21 protein-coding genes are annotated in these 16,933 nt (G+C 57.6%); 20 read left to right on the top strand and 1 reads right to left on the bottom strand.

What is annotated here, in order from left to right; translation table 11 throughout:
- Positions 1 to 29 precede the first annotated feature (29 nt).
- The 20 genes from GVN17_RS08100 to GVN17_RS08005 all read left to right on the top strand — a co-directional run bounded on the left by GVN17_RS08100 (position 30) and on the right by GVN17_RS08005 (position 15,174).
- Positions 30 to 1,025, top strand: a complete 996-nt coding sequence (locus GVN17_RS08100; RefSeq protein WP_166594698.1) for a major capsid protein — start codon at positions 30 to 32, stop codon at positions 1,023 to 1,025.
- A gap of 2 nt (positions 1,026 to 1,027) precedes the next feature.
- Complete coding sequence (locus GVN17_RS08095; RefSeq protein WP_166594697.1) at positions 1,028 to 1,342, top strand: hypothetical protein; 315 nt, start codon at positions 1,028 to 1,030, stop codon at positions 1,340 to 1,342.
- Positions 1,339 to 1,998, top strand: coding sequence for a phage tail protein (locus GVN17_RS08090; RefSeq protein ID WP_166594696.1), 660 nt, complete (start codon positions 1,339 to 1,341; stop codon positions 1,996 to 1,998). Before GVN17_RS08095 ends, GVN17_RS08090 begins: the two co-directional genes overlap by 4 nt.
- The gene (locus GVN17_RS08085) at positions 1,964 to 2,509 is read left to right on the top strand and encodes a hypothetical protein (RefSeq protein ID WP_166594695.1); all 546 of its coding nucleotides are present in this window, start codon (positions 1,964 to 1,966) and stop codon (positions 2,507 to 2,509) included. Before GVN17_RS08090 ends, GVN17_RS08085 begins: the two co-directional genes overlap by 35 nt.
- Positions 2,506 to 3,066, top strand: a complete 561-nt coding sequence (locus tag GVN17_RS08080; protein ID WP_166594694.1) for a phage baseplate assembly protein V — start codon at positions 2,506 to 2,508, stop codon at positions 3,064 to 3,066. The genes GVN17_RS08085 and GVN17_RS08080 overlap by 4 nt, the downstream gene beginning before the upstream one ends.
- A 57-nt stretch (positions 3,067 to 3,123) precedes the next feature.
- On the top strand, positions 3,124 to 3,381 hold the full coding sequence (locus GVN17_RS08075) for a hypothetical protein (RefSeq protein ID WP_166594293.1): 258 nt from the start codon (positions 3,124 to 3,126) through the stop codon (positions 3,379 to 3,381).
- 4 nt (positions 3,382 to 3,385) lie between these two features.
- On the top strand, positions 3,386 to 3,712 hold the full coding sequence (locus GVN17_RS08070; protein ID WP_166594693.1) for a GPW/gp25 family protein: 327 nt from the start codon (positions 3,386 to 3,388) through the stop codon (positions 3,710 to 3,712).
- Positions 3,709 to 4,590: a baseplate J/gp47 family protein gene (locus GVN17_RS08065; RefSeq protein ID WP_166594692.1), complete on the top strand. Its 882-nt coding sequence runs from the start codon at positions 3,709 to 3,711 to the stop codon at positions 4,588 to 4,590. Before GVN17_RS08070 ends, GVN17_RS08065 begins: the two co-directional genes overlap by 4 nt.
- Before the next feature lies 1 nt (position 4,591).
- On the top strand, positions 4,592 to 5,197 hold the full coding sequence (locus GVN17_RS08060) for a phage tail protein I (RefSeq protein WP_166594691.1): 606 nt from the start codon (positions 4,592 to 4,594) through the stop codon (positions 5,195 to 5,197).
- The gene (locus tag GVN17_RS29635; protein ID WP_256665131.1) at positions 5,194 to 6,822 is read left to right on the top strand and encodes a phage tail protein; all 1,629 of its coding nucleotides are present in this window, start codon (positions 5,194 to 5,196) and stop codon (positions 6,820 to 6,822) included. Before GVN17_RS08060 ends, GVN17_RS29635 begins: the two co-directional genes overlap by 4 nt.
- 1 nt (position 6,823) lies before the next feature.
- On the top strand, positions 6,824 to 7,249 hold the full coding sequence (locus GVN17_RS08050) for a phage tail assembly chaperone (protein WP_256665130.1): 426 nt from the start codon (positions 6,824 to 6,826) through the stop codon (positions 7,247 to 7,249).
- Positions 7,250 to 7,335: 86 nt separating this feature from the next.
- On the top strand, positions 7,336 to 8,520 hold the full coding sequence (locus GVN17_RS08045) for a phage tail sheath family protein (RefSeq protein WP_166594690.1): 1,185 nt from the start codon (positions 7,336 to 7,338) through the stop codon (positions 8,518 to 8,520).
- Between the two features lie 11 nt (positions 8,521 to 8,531).
- Positions 8,532 to 9,035, top strand: a complete 504-nt coding sequence (locus tag GVN17_RS08040) for a phage major tail tube protein (protein ID WP_166594689.1) — start codon at positions 8,532 to 8,534, stop codon at positions 9,033 to 9,035.
- Positions 9,036 to 9,044: 9 nt separating this feature from the next.
- Positions 9,045 to 9,368: a phage tail assembly protein gene (locus GVN17_RS08035; RefSeq protein WP_166594688.1), complete on the top strand. Its 324-nt coding sequence runs from the start codon at positions 9,045 to 9,047 to the stop codon at positions 9,366 to 9,368.
- A 150-nt stretch (positions 9,369 to 9,518) separates the two neighbouring features.
- Entirely contained in the window at positions 9,519 to 12,050 is a 2,532-nt protein-coding gene (locus GVN17_RS08030; protein WP_166594687.1) for a phage tail tape measure protein, read from the top strand.
- A gap of 10 nt (positions 12,051 to 12,060) precedes the next feature.
- Complete coding sequence (locus tag GVN17_RS08025; RefSeq protein ID WP_166594686.1) at positions 12,061 to 12,906, top strand: phage tail protein; 846 nt, start codon at positions 12,061 to 12,063, stop codon at positions 12,904 to 12,906.
- A complete protein-coding gene (locus GVN17_RS08020; protein ID WP_166594685.1) occupies positions 12,881 to 13,087 on the top strand; it encodes a tail protein X in 207 nt (68 codons plus the stop codon). Before GVN17_RS08025 ends, GVN17_RS08020 begins: the two co-directional genes overlap by 26 nt.
- Positions 13,088 to 13,106: 19 nt before the next feature.
- Complete coding sequence (locus GVN17_RS08015) at positions 13,107 to 14,141, top strand: contractile injection system protein, VgrG/Pvc8 family (protein WP_166594684.1); 1,035 nt, start codon at positions 13,107 to 13,109, stop codon at positions 14,139 to 14,141.
- 59 nt (positions 14,142 to 14,200) lie between these two features.
- Complete coding sequence (locus GVN17_RS08010) at positions 14,201 to 14,647, top strand: structural protein P5 (RefSeq protein ID WP_371928507.1); 447 nt, start codon at positions 14,201 to 14,203, stop codon at positions 14,645 to 14,647.
- On the top strand, positions 14,644 to 15,174 hold the full coding sequence (locus GVN17_RS08005; RefSeq protein WP_166594683.1) for a lysis system i-spanin subunit Rz: 531 nt from the start codon (positions 14,644 to 14,646) through the stop codon (positions 15,172 to 15,174). The genes GVN17_RS08010 and GVN17_RS08005 overlap by 4 nt, the downstream gene beginning before the upstream one ends.
- 94 nt (positions 15,175 to 15,268) lie before the next feature.
- On the opposite strand, the gene drt4 is transcribed toward GVN17_RS08005, so the two are convergent.
- Complete coding sequence (drt4, locus tag GVN17_RS08000) at positions 15,269 to 16,882, bottom strand: antiviral reverse transcriptase Drt4 (protein ID WP_166594682.1); 1,614 nt, start codon at positions 16,880 to 16,882, stop codon at positions 15,269 to 15,271.
- Positions 16,883 to 16,933 lie beyond the last annotated feature (51 nt).

Raw genomic sequence — 16,933 nt, 5'->3', positions numbered from 1 at the left:
GCGGGGTTTTGCTTTTCTGGAGTACACCCATGGCCGACATCGGCATTTTTGAAGATGACGCGTTCAGCGTTGCCAGCCTCACCACCGCCATCAACGAGCAGGAATACCTACCCGGTCGAATTTCGAGTCTCGGACTGTTCGAAGAAGAGGGCGTGACCACGCTAACGGTTCAGGTCGAAAAAGACGGCGATACCCTCGCGCTTGTACCCGCCGGGGAACGCGGAACGTCCGGGCTGGTGGTCGGTGGGAGCAAGCGGCAGCTCATCCCCTTTAATACCGTGCACCTGCCGCAGCGCTTCACCATCCTGGCCGACGAGATCCAGAACATCCGCGCCTTTGGGTCACAAAGCGAAATGCAGGCCGTACAGGACGTTGTGAACAAGCGCCTCGCCAAAGTTAGGCGTCAGTTGGACATCACCCATGAGTTTCAACGCATGGGGGCCATCAAGGGGCAGGTGCTGGATGCAGACGGCAAAACCGTTTTGCTCGACATCTATGAACGTTTTGGGGTCAAGCGACAGTCGATGTCGCTGGAGCTGGATAACCCCGAGATCCTGGTGCAAGTGAAATGCATGGAAGCGCTGGATCTGCAGGAGGACGCGCTGGGCAGCGTTACCACCAGCGGTGCCAGGGCGTTCTGTGGCAGAACCTTTTGGGAAAAACTGATCAGTCATCGATCCGTCGTGAAGACCTACGAAGGAACGCTGCAGGCAGCGGCTCTTCGTGGTGATGGCCGAGAGTCGTTCGACTTCGGCGGCATCAGTTGGGAACGGTATCGGGGCAAAGTCGCCGGGGTGCCTTTCGTGAACGCCGACCAGGCCCAGCTCGTGCCCGAAGGCGTGCCGGAGCTTTTCAAGTCGGCCTTTGCACCCGCTGACTACATGGAAACCGTCAACACGCTCGGCATTCCGTATTACAGCAAGCTTGAAAGCATGCCTTTCGGGAAAGGCATCGCCGGTGAAGCGCAGTCCAACCCTTTGCACCTGTGCACCCGGCCTCGCGCAATCATCCGGCTGAGCGTCTGATCATGGCGTTCCGGGACCTGGTGGCCGACGTCGATGACACCGTGTTCGACGTGTTGAGTGACTCCGCTCAGATCGAAGGGCGGCCGGTGGCGGGGATGTTCTCAGCGCCTTGGCTGCAACCTGTGGTGGGCCGGTTGAACACCGGTCTGCGTGAGCCACATTTCGTAATGCGGGTCGCGGAGGCGGTAGGCGTCGATCAAGGGCAGGCAATCAACATCGACCTGCCCGCGCTGGACGGCGGAGGGCCCTATACCATCACCCGGCTCGAACCGGATGGTAGCGGTCTCGTCTCGCTGGTATTGAGGATGAAGCCATGAGTATCGGCAGCTTTTACACAACGTCAGCCAGCAGCGGATTGATCACGCTGCAACCCACCGCGGCGGACCTTCAGGCGCTCGCCGACTTTGCCAAGTTGGTGCCCAAGGCTGCGGCAAACGCCCAGCGGCGGGCCATCAACAAAACGCTGGGCTGGCTCCGGACGCAAATCGCCCGGGAGGTCGGGCGCAAGGAAGGGATTGCTATCCATGCGGTCCGGCAGCGCTTGCGGGCCTACACCGCCAAAGGCAGCAATACACGCGCCAAGCTCTGGTTCGGCATCAACCCGCTGGAGGCCAGCCGAACCGGTCGCCCACGGCAAACCCAAGCGGGCGTGTCAGTGGGCAAACGGCGGTATGCGGGTGCGTTCCACAAGAAGGTCTATGGCGGGAAGCCAGACATCTGGATTCGCACAGCCAGCAAGCATTTCAAATGCAGTGATTATCCAGACAGCAATGTACCGGGCGCGGGCGGCATCAGTTCGGGATGGATCGCGGAGAACAACAGCCGCTTCCCGCTGGCCAAGGCAAAGGTCTCTATCGAAGCTGTGGCACCGTTGTTTGATGCGTGGTCGCGTCGAGCTGATGCGAGGCTGCTGGAGATCCTCAAACAGGAGCTGAATTATGAGTTGCACAAACATCTACGAGGGAACGCCTGAGGGTGATCAACCGCTGACGCTGAACCTGTTCTTCAGCACGGTAGAACGTCACATCCGTCAGCATTTGCCCGTGCTGGAAATCGTCGCGAGCTGGCCGGATATCCGCGAGCGGATAAGCCTTCCGGCCCTGTTGCTCGAACTGGCAGAGGTCGAACCGGGCACAGATCCCGGCACTGGGCGCGTGGCTTTAACTTGCCGCCTGGAAGCGCGCGTGGTGGTCGCCGCTGAAGAACCCGAACACCATCAGCAAGCGATACACATCGCTACGCAGCTTGCGGTGCTGTTGCGCGCGCAGTATTGGGAACTGGACGACGTCGACGCCGCCGAATTCGTGCACGCCGGTCCGGACTGGACCCGCCCGGAACTCGACAGCTGCACCGTCTGGAAAGTCGAGTGGACGCAGCAGATTTACCTGGGCGAAGAGCAATGGCCATGGCCGGATGCAGCCCCGGCGTTTCTTGAACCCCAGCTGTATGCCGAACAAGTCGATATCGAAGCGGTGGCAGGATGAGTCGCGAGACGCTCGCCGAACACGACCGGATGATCGGGGCCATGTTGATGCCGGGTCATGTCGTGGCGGTGGATACCACCAGCGCTATGGTCCGCATTGATTCGCGGGGCTGGATCAGCCCGTGGGTCCGTTGGCATAGCCAGGCAGCGGGCAAGGCTCGTCACTGGCGGGCGCCAAGCATCAACGAAAAAGGCACCTTGCTTTGCCCTCACGGCCAGCCCGCGCTGGGCCGATTCCTCGCGGGGTTGTACAGCGAAGACCATCCGCAGCCGGACAACCGTGACCACGTCGAGGTCTGGCGATTCGAAGACGGTGGTTCGCTGGCGTACGACTGGCAGGCCAACACCTACGACATCAACATGCCGGGTGGGACGTGCACCATCAGGGTTGGCGGTTCGGTTGTCACGATTACTGACAGCCAGGTCGACGTGAAAGCTTCGCAAATCAAATTGCAGGGCAACACGGAAATCGACGGCACCCTGATGATCAGCGGCGACGTAACAGGGAAGGGCAAGATCATTGACACGGCAGGTAACTCGGCCAACCACGCTCACTGATTCAGCGATTCAACATCACCCGCCATAGCGCGGGTTTTTTTATGCCCGGAGAAAACCATGAGCAAAACCAAAAGCGCGAGCGAAACGGCGATGGCTGAAATTGCGATCCCGCCAGAGTCGCCTTTGCCATCGCCTGCCGAGCCTGAACATACCGAGAACCGCAGAGTTTTCCGAGACAGGGTTTATACCTCTCGCGTGCTGGTGATGGACGATGACAGGACTATCGAGGTGAGCAAAGGCCAGGCCGTCGCGCTCGACGATCAGCAATACGACTACCTCAACGCACACCCGGAAATGAAACCCTTGCAGGAGTAAGCCCATGATCGGAATGGACCGGACGACCGGCAAGCCGCTGGGCGGGTTGGCCCATCTGAAACAATCCATCGGCGATGTGCTTTCCACTCCCATTGGTTCACGCCGTGAGCGGCCGGATTACGGCAGTGACCTGCGGCGGTATGTGGATCTACCCATAAACGAAGGCTGGAAAGGCGCGGTACAAGCGGAGGCGGCTCGCGCCTTGGGTCGATGGGAGCCACGTGTGCGGTTGTCCACTATCAGGGTGGTCGCCGTGCTGAGCGGGCAGATCACGTTTCGCCTGGCAGTCGATTATCAAGGCCAGAGCCGCATGTTGGAGGTGGCGGCATGAGTGCGATTGATCTGGCCACACTGCCGTTGCCCGATGTGCTGGAACCGCTGGACTTCGAGGCCATCTACGCCGAAGAGCTGGAGTTGTTCCGGCTGCATATGGGCGACGACTGGACCGCGCCGCTTGAGAGCGACCCCGTCGTCAAACTGCTGGAGTTAGCGGCCTATCGCAAGATGACCAATCGCGCCCGGATCAACGACGCGGCCAAAGCGCTGATGTTGCCATACGCCAAACGCGCAGACCTCGACCAGCTCGCTGCACGGGTCAACCTCAAGCGTCTGGTGATTCAGGCGGCTGACCTTGCCGCCGTACCTCTCCTTTCCGAAGTGCTGGAAGAGGACGATGCACTGCGTGAGCGCATCCAGATGCGATGGGAAGGGCTGACCACTGCTGGTCCGCGTAGCAGTTACATCCTGCATGCGCGAAATGCCTCGGGCCTGGTAGCCGATGCCACTGCTGAAAGCCCGTCGCCGGCCGTGGCAGTGGTCACGGTGCAGCAACTGAATGGCACCGGTGCAGCAGATCCAGCGCTGCTGGCGTTGGTAAAAGCGTACCTGAGCGATGAGGACATCCGCCCGGTCGGCGACCGCCTTCACGTCGAAAGCGCTGAAGTGTTGCCGTACACGATCGAGGCCATCATTCACCCCGTCGGTAGCGGGTCGGAAAACGAACCGATCCTCGCTCAATGCCGTGCCCGACTGGCGGCATGGGTGAATCCACGTCGCCGCTTGGGCATCGAAGTCGCGCGGTCGGCCATCGATGCGCAATTGCACATCGCAGGCGTGCGTCGAGTCGAGCTGGTGGGGTGGAAAGATATCAAACCAACGAAGAGTCAGGCCGCGTACTGCACGGGCTACACCGTAAAACTTGGAGCGTGATATGCCCAGTCTGCTGCCCCTCAACAGCACGCGGCTGGAACGTGCGGTCGAGGTCGCGACCGATGATCATCCACCGGTACCGCTTCGCACACTCTACAACCCCGATACCTGTCCGGCGCCGATTCTGCCGTTTCTCGCATGGGAATGTTCGGTGGACCGGTGGAGCGAAAAGTGGAGCGAAGACGCCAAGCGCGCCGCGATCCGCGCCTCGTTTTACGTTCATGCCCACAAGGGCACCATCGGCGCGTTGCGTCGAGTTGTCGAACCGCTGGGCTTTCTCATTGATGTACTTGAATGGTGGGAGAAAACGCCAGAAGGGGAGCCGGGAACATTCGAGCTTCAAGTCGGTGTGCTCGACACGGGCATCACCGAGCAGATGTATCAGGAACTCACTTGGCTCATCGATGACGCCAAACCGCTCACCCGGCACCTCACAGGATTGGCGATCAGCGTGGCAACCGTTGGACGTATCACCGTCTCGGCTTGCCAGTATGACGGCGACGAAATCGACATCTACCCACCTGCACCTCGCGACATCGAAGTTGGAGGGGCCTTCGGCATGGGCGGCAGGGAAACCATCATCGATACATTGGACGTGTACACATGATTGACCAAAATTCGCAGTTCTTCGCGATCCTGACCAACGTCGGGGCCGCGAAACAGGCGAACGCCGATGCGCTCGGCGTTGCCTGGAAGATTACCCATATGGGTGTTGGAGATGCCAACAACACGGACCCGCAGCCAAGTGCTAACCAGACGCACCTCATCAACGAATGGCGACGTGCGCCGGTCAATACCCTGAAAATCGACCCAGTGAACTCCGCGATCATTGTGGCCGAGCAGATCATACCGGCTGATGTAGGGGGCAGGTGGATTCGGGAAATAGGTCTGTACGATGCCGACGGAGATCTGGTCGCGGTTGCAAACTGTGCACCATCGTTCAAGCCGCTCCTCGCACAAGGATCGGGGAGGACTCAGATCGTCCGGCTGAATCTGCTGGTCAGCAACTCAAGCCGTGTAGAGCTCAGAATTGATCCTTCAGTTGTGCTTGCGACGCGTAAATACGTTGAGGATTTCATTATTAACGTACTGCCCGGCACCCGTCAGGCGGGCACGTATCACCGAGTCACAGTCAACAGCAGAGGGGTTGTTGTGTCGGGCAGTAATCCCGACAGTCTCGATGGTTATGGCATTAGCATTGCTTCGCAGTCTGAAGCGCAAGCCCAACATCACCAGAACAATACGAAGCCGATGACCCCGTTGAGGGTGTTCCAGGCCATCACTCGCAAGCTAGGTTCGATGTTGCAGTCCAGTCCTACTGATGCGACACCCGGGAAGATAATGGTTGTTGGTGCAGGCGGCTTGATGGGGACGGTGGAGACGTTCAGGGACGCCAATGCAGTGCCGTATCGGACGGGGCATTTTGGCGCTCACGGAGAGCAAATCCTCAATGGACCTAGAGGCGGGATCAACGGCGATTTGGTGCTGCAGCAGGTGTTCAATGAAAACTCCGCCATTCAGCATTGGACAGCATATTCAGTCGACAAGAAATTCACCCGACGATGGACTGTGAACGTATGGTCGTCGTGGATTGAAGACCTCACCACTGCGAACGTCGCCAGCCATGCGGCTGTTAGAGAGGGTGTGGATGACCGGTATCCGGTGACGTCGAAGAAACTGGCGATGCGCTTGAACGATATGGTGGTTCCCTCATCCGAAACGATCGCTGGAATCGCAAAAATCGCGGGTCAAAAAGCCGTGAACGCCGGGACGGATGATGCCACCATCATTACCCCGAAGAAACTGGCATCTCGACTGCGCGACCTTCTCCTGCCGGCTACGGAGGCGATAGCAGGCTTGGCAAAGGTCGGTAGCCAGCACGCTGTAAATCAGGGGGCCGGTGACGACGTGATGGTTACTCCGCACAAAATGCGTTTTGGCTTTGCGCTCAGTCTCAACGGCAACGGCTACATCGTGTTTCCTGTTTGGATGGGATCACTCGTCGTGCAATGGACAACCTCCGGCCCAATCTCGCCGGGAGGGCAAGGTGCTGCTCACTGGCCCATTGCTTTCCCGCGGGCTTGCTTGTGGGCTACCGCTGCAGCGGTAGCGAACAACGGCAACTTGCAGCCCGGAAGTATCAACGCTGGTGCTGTATCGACCACGAGGGTCGAACTTCATAACTGGGGTGCGATCACTGCAGCCGCCAGATGCATGGCGATAGGAGCTTGAGATGATGACGCGCTACTACAGTCGCTCAACCTGTGTGACCTATTTGAAGTCCATTCACCGGACGATGCCGGAGGATGCCGTCGAAATTTCTGAAGCGCGCTATCTCGAAGTCATTGGCAATCCTGTCGAGGGCAAAGTTCGAAGCCACGATGGCGACGGTTTGCCTGTTCTGATCGACGCACCAGCAGACAATCCTACTGTTGCGGAACGTAAATGGCGTGACGCTGAAATTTCCCGAATCCAGTGGATACGGGACCGCCATCGTGATCAGCAGGATGCTGGACTCAAATCGACCCTCACGGCTGAGCGTTTCAAAGAGCTTCTGGACTATATGCAGCGTTTGCGCGATTGGCCTGTGGCGCTGGTGTTCCCCGACAGCTCAGGACGACCGATCCCGCCAGCCTGGATCATCGACCAGATCAAATAAAGCCCCGGTTTGCCGGGGCTTTTTATTTACTGGGCTTAACAGCATTCCCACTCCGCTTAAGCGCGGCGTGTTCTTTTGGAGAACCCATGAGTTCCACCGATTTTTTCCACGGCGTCACCGTCACGAACCTCGACATCGGCGCGCGCCCAATCGCACTGCCTTCCTCCTCAATCATCGGCTTATGCGATGTCTTCACTCCGGGCCCCGGTGCCGACGGGACACCTGCCGCCGAAGCCGACGAGCTCAGGCTGATCACGAACGAAGCGGAGGCCGTCGCTGCCTGGGGTAGCGATGCTCCCATCACCAAGGCCTGCAAGGCGATTTATGCGAGGTCCAAGGCCGTCATCGTCGCCTGTGGCGTAGAGAAGAAGTCCGATGCTGCTGCTCAAACCTCGGCCATCATCGGTGGCGTTCTCGCCTCCGGCAAACGCACTGGGCTTCAAGCCTTACTGGACGGAAAAAGCCGGTTCAACGCACAGCCTCGCTTGCTGATTGCCCCCAAGCATTCTGCGACCCAAGCGGTAGCCACTGCGATGGACGGCCTGGCAGGCAAGCTGCGCGCCATCGCCATCATCGATGGGCCGAACACAACCGACGAGGAAGCGCTCGATTACGCCAAGAACTTTGGAAGCAAGCGCATCTTTCTCGTAGACCCTGGCGCGCAGCATTGGGATACGTCCTTGAGCAAGAATGTCGACGCGCCCGCCTCACCGTTCACCGCTGGTCTGTTTGCGTGGACTGACAGTGAATACGGATTTTGGGCGTCGCCGTCGAACAAAGAGTTTGTCGGACTCTCCGGCACCACCCGGCCCATCGAATTCCTGGACGGAGATTCGACGTGCAGGGCCAACCTGCTCAATGCCGCGAACATCACCACGATCATTCGCGACAACGGCTTTCGTCTGTGGGGCAACCGCACCTGTTCCAGCGATCCGAAATGGTCATTCGTCACGCGTGTCCGGACGCTGGACATCGTGATGGATGCGATCCAGTACGGCCACAAATGGGCAGTCGACCGCTCGATCACTAAAACCTACATCAAGGACGTGACTGAGGGGCTGCAGAACTTCATGCGCGACATGAAAAATCAGGGCGCGATCATCAACTTCGAGGTCTACGCGGACCCCGTGCGCAACACCGCGAGCCAGCTCGAACAGGGCAAGGTGTACTGGATCATCCGGTTCAGCGACGTGCCGCCTGCTGAAAACCCGAACTTTCTCGTTGAAGTCACTAACCAGTGGCTCACCGAAGTCCTCGATAACGCCGCATAAGGGGCCGCTCAGTGATTCCTCAAACGCTTTTCAACACCAGCCTGTTCATTGACGGCCTTAGCTTCAAGGGCGACGTGCCCGAACTGTCCCTCCCCAAACTGACCGTCAAAACCGAGGGGTATCGCGCCGGAGGCATGGACGGCGAAATCGAGATGGACATGGGGCTGGAGAAAATGGAGGCCTCGTTCGGCACCAACGGCGTGCGCAAAGAGGCCATGAAGTTCTTCGGTCTGGCTGATCAGACTGCGTTCAACGGTTCATTCCGCGGCTCGTTCAAAGAGCAAAGAGGCCGGTTTGTCGGGGTTGTCGCCACGATTCGGGGAATGCTCAAAGAGCTGGACCCCGGGAGTTGGAAGGTGGGCGACAAGGCCGAATTCAAATACTCGGTGGCCGTCTCTTATTACAAGCTCGAAATCAACGAGCGGGTCATGTACGAGATCGATCCGGTCAATTCGGTTCGCGTCATCAACGGCGTCGACCAACTCCAGCAAATGCGCAATCAACTCGGCCTGTAAGGAGGCAGCATGACCACTTTGAACATCGACGCAAAAGGCCCCGACGCTCAGCCGCGCTGGATGGCCGTTAACGACGCGGGTGTGACAATTACCCTGTCTACGCCCAAGGCGTTCCATGGCATCACGCAGGAGAAACTGCGCATGCGCTCGCCGACCGTCCGCGAGGTCCGCGCCTGTCAGAAAGCTCATCCCAATGACGATCTCGCCGTCGACACCATGCTGTTTGCCAGCTTGATGGAGGTCAGCGAAAAGGACCTCATGGAGCTGACCCTCAAGGATTACGAGCGCGTCAAACGGGGCTATTTTCGCCTGGTCGACGAAGACGAAGTTTGACCCCTCGGTGATGCGGCAGCTCGCCAAACGGTTGGCCAGAGAGACGGGGTTTTCACTGGCCGACATCGAGTCAATGCCGTTTCACGACATGGTCTGGTGGCTGGCTGAATAGCCGCCAGACCCGCCAAAACAACGTCCATGAGGTGGCGAATGGCTAAACAACTCGCCCTCGGGCTGGTGATTGGAGGGGCCGTCAGCAAAACCGTCGGGGCGGCATTTAAGGACGTAGAGGGGCGGGTCAAGCGTCTCGAAGCCACAGCTAACAAAGCCAAGGTCCTGCAGTCGATCATCGGCGAAACGCAAAAGCTTCAGGAGGAGTGGCGCAAGGCTCATATGAGCGGCGCCGCATCTGCTGATGCTCTGCGGCGCAAACTCGATACCAATCTGCAGAGCTTGCGCCGCCAAGGGGTGGAGGTGCAAAACCTCGGCAAAGCGTACGAGCAATTCGGCCGTCAGGCACGAGCTGCGGAACTCAAGGCATTGGGGCGCAGCCAACTGCAACAGGGCGGCAGACACCTTCGCAATACCGCCGCCGCAACAACGGGGGCCGCTGCAGCCACGATGATCGCACCCACTAAGGTCAGCGCTGATTACGGCGCGATCATCCGTGACATCGCCATCAAAGCAGGGGTGGCCGGGACTCGCGAAGAGAAGCAGATGTCCACCCAGATCATCGAAACCTCCCGCGATACAGGCATGTCTCGAAACGAGGTGGCCAACGTCGTCAACGGGTTGGTCGGTGCTGGCATGGAACTCAAGCAAGCCATCGAATATGCCCCGGCGGCGGCGACCTTCGCAGTCGGGCAGGGCGCCGACGGCGGTGACACGGCAAAGATGGTCAACGCCCTACGGCAGAACGCCGGAATTACCGATCCCAAACAGATGCAGAAAGCGTTGGAGTCGATTGCATTCCAAGGGCAGGCCGGAAGCTTCGAAGCCAATGACATGGCCAAGTGGTTTCCCCAGTTGTTGGCGGGGATGGCCAAGCTCGGGATCTACGGCAACGATGCCGTCGTTCAGCTGGGGTCGATGCTTCAAGTACAGATGAAAACAGCCGGCAGTTCCGATGAAGCGGCGAACAACCTGAAAAACTGGATGGAGAGGATCGGTTCTCAGGACGTAGTCAAGGCCTACAAGGATGCAGGTATCGACTATCAGGCGTCACTCAATACGGGCCTGAAGAAAGGGATGTCAACGCTGGAATCCAGCTTCGCGCTCGCGCAGCGGTACGTCGAGGCCACTGACCCTAAAAAGGCAAAGGCCATGTCCGAAGCCACCGAGAAGATCAGTGCGGAGATAGACCCTGCAAAAGCCCAGGCAATGATGACCTCGCTGGAGCAGGCATTGCGCACGGGCGATCTGTTTGCAGACATGCAGGTCAAAGCGGCACTCACCGCGTATATGCAGAACAAGCGTCTCTATCAGCAGCTGAAAAAAGACTCAGCCAACGCGTCCGGCATCCTGGAAAAAAACCTGAACGAGCGTCGTGACGCCTCTGCCCAGAAATGGAAGGAAACAGGGCAGGCGATGGACGAAGCCCTGCGCAGCGCCGGTGACGCCATGCGCCCGCTGACGGACAGCATGGCGAGCGGTCTCTCCGGTATGGCGAGCGGCATAGCGGTGATCAGCGATAAGTCGCCCGCGTTGGTCAACAGCCTGCTCGGCGTTGGCGCTGCGATTGCGACGATCAGCGCGGCTTACAGTGGTTTCAAGATCGCGAAAGGCTTGCGCAACATCGCGCGCGGAACGCTGATGGGCGACCCTAACCGAGTGCAAAAAGTGGCCGTCGTCAGCGGCCTCGGCACAAGCCCTTCAAGCACGGGCGCTGATACGGGTAAAAGCCGTCGCCGAGGATGGGGCCGTCGGGGTAAGGCTCCTCGGGCCGTCGCTTCTAGCTCCCCTGAAACACCGAAGCCGCGCATGCGTGTGTATGCGGGCGGGCCCATTGAAAAGGCTAAATCCCTCAGCAGCTGGACGCCTCCGGCGAGAGCGCGCCCGGCCATTCAAATGGTACCCGCCGCCAAAACCACGGGTTCAGCGTTTGGCGGTTTGCGGTCGATAGGCAAGGGCAACTTGCCCGGCGCACTGCTGGATGCAGCGCTGAAAGCAAAAGACGTCTACGACACTGCCGAAACCCAGGATGAAAAAGCCGAAGGGTATGGCAGCGCCGCTGGCGGTCTGGCAGGGACGCTCGCCGGTGCGGCAGCGGGGGCGGCCATTGGCTCGGTGGTGCCCATCATCGGCACGGCCATCGGCGGGCTGATCGGCGGCGTCCTGGGCAATCTGGGCGGCGATGCATTGGGAGGAGTGGTGGGTAAGTCGCTCTTTGGATCGAGCGAAGAACCGGCGACGAAGCGTGAATCAATTCATCCGGCTTCAACCCCCAGTGTTGCGGCGCGTATACCGGGTCTAAACGATGTGTCCCGCTCTTTCATCGAGGCCGACAAAAAGGCCCCTGTGTCATTGCTGGCCAAGGCCGCCGAGGCGCCGTCCGCACGACCGGTACAGCCGAAACAAGATCAGAAAATCACCCTGTCTCCGTCGTTCAGCATCACCGTCCAGGGTGATGCAAAGGACCCGCGCGAGTTGCTGAACCAGATGATGCCGGAGATCGAGCGCCGACTCACGGAAACCGCCCAGCAAGTTGCACGACGGACCATGACGGATGAGCCGGTTTTTTAAAGGAGGAAACATGAGCTACCTGGAAAGCATGCAATCCGGCCTGAAACATATGGTTCAGGCCGGTGAGGCTGGGCGCAAGGATTTGGACGGCATGCTGGGACCCGTGAATGGCGCCATCGGCGAGATAACCGGCGCGGCGGATGAACTCGAAAGTTTGCCATTCGTGGGGCCGTTGATTGGCGCAAAACTGAAACGCATCACCGGTGCCATCGGAGTTGCCCAGTCCAAGGTGGGGCAAGTGGTCGCGGCCTATGGCAAGGCCACCCGCGCTGCATCCGAGATCCAGCGGCGTGTGGAGGTGTTGGGGGAGCAAGCCGCGCGGGCAAAGTCTGCGGTCAATAAGCTCGCCGCAAAGGCGAGTCCCGGATCGGCGCCGGTATTCCCGTCGGCAATGTTGACCCAAGACCGTACCCCGGCCCCGGAAGCGGTCAAACCCTTCCCGCATTTGATGATCATGCAGCCGCTGAGAGCAGGCACCCAACCGTTCTTCTTCAATCAGGACACCGCCGCGTTCGACGAGTTGAGCAGAACCTCTGCCTTCCGTTGGGCAACTCAAGAGCGTTTGACCCGTCGTCCAGCCCAACAGGCCGTCGGCATGGGCGAGGACAAACTCACCATCAAGGGCGCCATCTTTCCCACCTTCAAAGGCGGTTTAACTCAATTGAACCGGCTGCGAAGCATTGGCGAGCGCTTACAGCCCCTGATGCTCACAACGGGCTATGGCGAGGTGCTGGGGACCTGGTGCCTCGTCAATATCAATGAAGAACAGAGCGCGCTATTGCAGGGAGGGATACCTCGCAAGCAGTCGTTCACCCTGGAGTTCACGCGCTATGGCGATGACATGCAGAACGTCTGAAGGCGACATCCTCGATACCCTCTGCCAGCAGTATTACGGCCACCTGGTCGGTACCGTGGAAGCGGTGCTGGACGCCAATCAGGGGCTGGCAGATGAACGCCAACCCTTTCGGGCAGGGTTGTTGATCAGATTGCCCGCGGTCGTCGCGTCCACGAATGAGGCCATCACGCTATGGGACTGAACGTTAATGGAGCAGTAGGGTGAAACCGATCTACAGAATCGTCGCCAACGGCCTCGACATCACAGCCGTTATCAACGACCGCATGCTGCAGATACGAACGGTCGATAAACCTGGCGCCAGTTCGGATGACTTCGAGCTTCGCATCGATGATCGCGACGGCGCCGTCAGCCTGCCGAAACATGGCGCTCGGATGGAGGTGTATCTCGGATACGAAGGGCAGAAAATGGCCTTGATAGGCAAGTACACGGTAGATGAAATCGAAGTGTCGGGGCCGCCCGACACTCTCGTCATTCGCAGTAAGTCCAGCGACACACGCAGCAGCGCGAAGACCACACGCAGCGGTAGTTGGGAAGGTGTGAGCCTGGCCAGCCTTGTGTCGGATATTGCCGGTCGAAATGGCTGGAAGCCTGAATGCCCGGTGCAAACCCTCGTGGATCGCGCCGACCAATTGAGCGAGTCCGATCTGAGCTTCATCACCCGATTGGCAAAGCATTACGACTGCACCGCCAAGGTCGCGGACGGGAAACTCATCGTTCTACCACGACAAGGCGGCGCCAGTGTCAGCGGCAAAGAGCTACCGGTGGTGCTGATCAGGCGATGCCACATCTCCCGATGGCAATTCCGCCTCGGGGACGACAACGTTAAGAAAGCCGTCAAGGCTGATTACGCCGACAAGAAGGGGAGTCTCAGCACCGTCCAGCTCGATAATGAAGACGTCGCCGAGGGACTCCCACCGGTTCACACGGATCGACACATTCACCCCAGCAAGAGTGCTGCCGAAGCCGCAGCAAAGGCACGCCTCGCCGGATTCAACCGTTCTACAGCCGGTGTGCGACTGGAGATGCTAGGCCGGACCGACGTATTCGCAGAGCGCCTTATCAACGCCCAAGGCTTCAAGGTCGGCGTGGACGGGGTCTATTTGGTGGACTCCGTGGAACAGGTATTCACCCAAGCAGGCTGGACCACCACTATCGAGTGCAACGGTGGGAAGAAAGGGAAGGCTAATGCCAAAGGCAGGAAGGCCAAAAAGCCGCTGAAGGTCGTGCAGTTGTAGGCACGCGAACATCATCACACGCCGCCATCGAGCGGTTTTTTTTCGCCTGGAGAAAAGCAGTGCCAGTAATCACACGTGGGGTTCGAAACAACAATCCCGGCAACATTGAGTACAACGCCCGCAACCAATGGCAGGGCCAACTCACCCCTGATCCCGCCATTGAGAAACGATTCGCTCGGTTTGACACGCCTGAGAACGGCATCCGTGCGCTTGCGAAACTAATCCTCATCTACCGAGGCAAGGACGGTCAGCCCAACGTTGGCAGCAGGGGCATCGATACAGTGCGCGAGATCATCACACGATGGGCACCGGGCACAGAGAACGACACCGAGGCATATATCAGGACCGTGGCATCCGGCATGAGCGTTGGAACAGATACCTCGCTCGACCTTGGATGCGCCTTCGTTCTGAGTGCGTTAGTGGTTGGCATCATTCGCCACGAAAACGGATGCGTTCCTTATCCAGTGAACTTGATCACCACAGGAGTGGAGAGGGCGCTGAGATGATTTCGCCCAGGATATTGGGCGTCGGCACGGTCGTCGGGATCGTGGCGATTTCGTCCGTAGCGACTGCATCGGGCATTTGGCAGATCCAGGATTGGCGCTACGGCCACCAGCTTGAACGACAAGCACGATTGCACCACGAGGCGCTGAGCGACTCGTCAATCGCGAGCGCGGCTGCGCAACTCAAAGAACAACACAAGCGACTTGCAGTCGAGAGACGGCTGCAGATCAGCGAACAAACTCACCATAAGGAATTGTCTGATGCACAGAAGGGTCAGAAACGCCTGCTTGATCGCCTTGCTACTGCTGACTTACGGTTGTCAGTCGTACTCAGCGCGACCGACCGCGAAGGCGGTGGAGTGTCTGCCACCACCTCCGCCCGCCGCTTGGATCATGGAACCCATCGAGCCGAACTTGACCCAGCGCATGCTCAACGAATTGTCGGCATCACCGACGATGGAGATCGAGGGTTGATTGCGTTGCGGGCTTGTCAGGCTTACCTAAGAACAGTCACATCTGTTCCTAGGTAGCCGAGATCGACTGAATTCTGCGGCCCTTAAATAACTGTGCATGTGTTTTGATACGCGTTTGGCTACGGCGGCGCGGCGATGCTAGGTGCATTTCTCATGTATCGTTATTAGAATTTCCAGCATCCAGCTCATCAAACAAACATTCGAAGTATTCAGCAACTTCTTCGTCTTTTTTTGCTTGGAGCTTTAGCTCACTTGCGGAGGGAGTGTTATCAATGTTTGAAAAGCTCACCTCCAGATGTTTCATCAAGTCGAAAGCGTCGCTGGATTTTATGCCCTTGTAACGGTTCCACCTCAACATTTGATAAGTTAAAAGCCAGTATTTGTCCTGATCGTAATCAGACGCAGACTGTAGCGATTTCACGAATGCTTCAGTTGCCCCGTAGTGTTCGGGAAAAGTTTCCAACAACAGCAATGCTGTGCAGTCCTCAGATGCCAGCACTGCGTCTCTAAGGAGAGGAGATACCTTCAGTGAAAGCTTGTGTAGATAGTAAAGTGGCCAGCATATGCCATCAGATCGCTTGGATTTACAATGCTCGATCGCGATTTCGGTAAGATGCTTTTCATAAGCTTCTACTCCGTCTGAGTCACTGTCAATTACGGCATCTAGGAGAGGGAGCAAATGTGGATAAATGAAGGATAGGTTAAGTATGTATTGAGTTACTACGTTGTTTCCGTCGGGCTGGAGTTGATCAAGTATCGATTTTACAGCAAATTTTATTATGCTGCCGTCAGGGGATTTTTGGTTCAGATGGATCGCCAGTTCTAAATATTTTATCGCCGCTATACTGCTATGACGAATAAAGCTTACCTCATTCAAATGGTTGGTGAACGAACCCAGAGGTGCCCTAGATTGCAACTCCAATACCCACTCGCTGCTGACGCACGCGGGCAGGGGATCGATCCGGGTTTTACTTACGTTCAAGGTCATCTTATAGCTTCTCAGAGCAGAGTCTAAATCTGCTATGAACTTTAAGGCTTCTTCATGTGTCCTGCAGTAGCATGTGTAGTCATCTATATATCTATGATAGTCATATTTGTTTGAAAGGGTAAGGTCAATGCGTCCCAATATTATCTCGGCTGCAATGTTTGATACCGCGGGACCAATCCCAATCCCTTGTGTCTCGTTCCGTTTTATGTTTCGAAAGCTCGCGTCTATCTGATTGAACCAGTGTTCTTTTTGCAAGTTGGCTTTCGAATGTTCAAGACCCATCAATGCCCAAGGTAGTGCGTGAGTATAGATGCTTGAATAGCAATTGGTGATGTCTGTTTGGACTCTAAATCTTTTCCCAAAGCTGTGGGTTACTAGTCGGCTTGAATTAATAAGTGGATCGCCATAATCCATTACTATTAGACGACCAGAGCTGTTCCGAGCAGGTTTTATCAGGCTGTTAGGGTTGTTATAAATATCCACAGTCTCGAGTATTTTATCTATGTTTGATTCTAGAGTGAGGCACAGATCTGCGTAGGCGTGAGGATGTGGAATGGATAGGGGACGGGTCGCAAGATTGTGACGAGTCAATCTGTATTCTAATTGATCATACCCGCCCTTCCGGAGCTTGAGCTTACCCAGCTCCAGCGCAACCTCCGGGGTAAACTTTTCGGTGTTCAAAGAAGGGACGAACTCAGGCTCGCGCTTTTGAGTTGGGAAATAGCTCCATCTAGTTAGGCTTTCAAAAAAAAAGCCCTTAGGGATCACCGTTTTCATTATGTTGTTCAAACCTATCATACATGTAAAATTAAGGTGGATTGAGCTTGT

It is taken from the genome of Pseudomonas sp. SLFW (genome assembly GCF_009905615.1).
Taxonomy (GTDB): domain Bacteria; phylum Pseudomonadota; class Gammaproteobacteria; order Pseudomonadales; family Pseudomonadaceae; genus Aquipseudomonas; species Aquipseudomonas bambusae.
The sequence above is the reverse complement of the archived record's forward strand: the minus strand, read 5'-3'. Positions and strand labels throughout refer to the sequence as shown.

Bases quoted from the DNA above. Each gene is read 5' to 3' on its own strand.
- GVN17_RS08050 (WP_256665130.1), top strand. From the start codon at position 6,824: ATGATGACGCGCTACTACAGTCGCTCAACCTGTGTGACCTATTTGAAG.
- GVN17_RS08030 (WP_166594687.1), top strand. From the start codon at position 9,519: ATGGCTAAACAACTCGCCCTCGGGCTGGTGATTGGAGGGGCCGTCAGC.
- GVN17_RS08045 (WP_166594690.1), top strand. From the start codon at position 7,336: ATGAGTTCCACCGATTTTTTCCACGGCGTCACCGTCACGAACCTCGAC.
- GVN17_RS08095 (WP_166594697.1), top strand. From the start codon at position 1,028: ATGGCGTTCCGGGACCTGGTGGCCGACGTCGATGACACCGTGTTCGAC.
- GVN17_RS08035 (WP_166594688.1), top strand. From the start codon at position 9,045: ATGACCACTTTGAACATCGACGCAAAAGGCCCCGACGCTCAGCCGCGC.
- GVN17_RS08025 (WP_166594686.1), top strand. From the start codon at position 12,061: ATGAGCTACCTGGAAAGCATGCAATCCGGCCTGAAACATATGGTTCAG.
- GVN17_RS08080 (WP_166594694.1), top strand. From the start codon at position 2,506: ATGAGTCGCGAGACGCTCGCCGAACACGACCGGATGATCGGGGCCATG.
- GVN17_RS08090 (WP_166594696.1), top strand. From the start codon at position 1,339: ATGAGTATCGGCAGCTTTTACACAACGTCAGCCAGCAGCGGATTGATC.
- GVN17_RS08005 (WP_166594683.1), top strand. From the start codon at position 14,644: ATGATTTCGCCCAGGATATTGGGCGTCGGCACGGTCGTCGGGATCGTG.
- GVN17_RS08020 (WP_166594685.1), top strand. From the start codon at position 12,881: ATGGCGATGACATGCAGAACGTCTGAAGGCGACATCCTCGATACCCTC.
- GVN17_RS08070 (WP_166594693.1), top strand. From the start codon at position 3,386: ATGATCGGAATGGACCGGACGACCGGCAAGCCGCTGGGCGGGTTGGCC.
- GVN17_RS08060 (WP_166594691.1), top strand. From the start codon at position 4,592: ATGCCCAGTCTGCTGCCCCTCAACAGCACGCGGCTGGAACGTGCGGTC.
- GVN17_RS08065 (WP_166594692.1), top strand. From the start codon at position 3,709: ATGAGTGCGATTGATCTGGCCACACTGCCGTTGCCCGATGTGCTGGAA.
- GVN17_RS08075 (WP_166594293.1), top strand. From the start codon at position 3,124: ATGAGCAAAACCAAAAGCGCGAGCGAAACGGCGATGGCTGAAATTGCG.
- drt4 (WP_166594682.1), bottom strand. From the start codon at position 16,882: ATGAAAACGGTGATCCCTAAGGGCTTTTTTTTTGAAAGCCTAACTAGA.
- GVN17_RS08100 (WP_166594698.1), top strand. From the start codon at position 30: ATGGCCGACATCGGCATTTTTGAAGATGACGCGTTCAGCGTTGCCAGC.
- GVN17_RS29635 (WP_256665131.1), top strand. From the start codon at position 5,194: ATGATTGACCAAAATTCGCAGTTCTTCGCGATCCTGACCAACGTCGGG.
- GVN17_RS08085 (WP_166594695.1), top strand. From the start codon at position 1,964: ATGAGTTGCACAAACATCTACGAGGGAACGCCTGAGGGTGATCAACCG.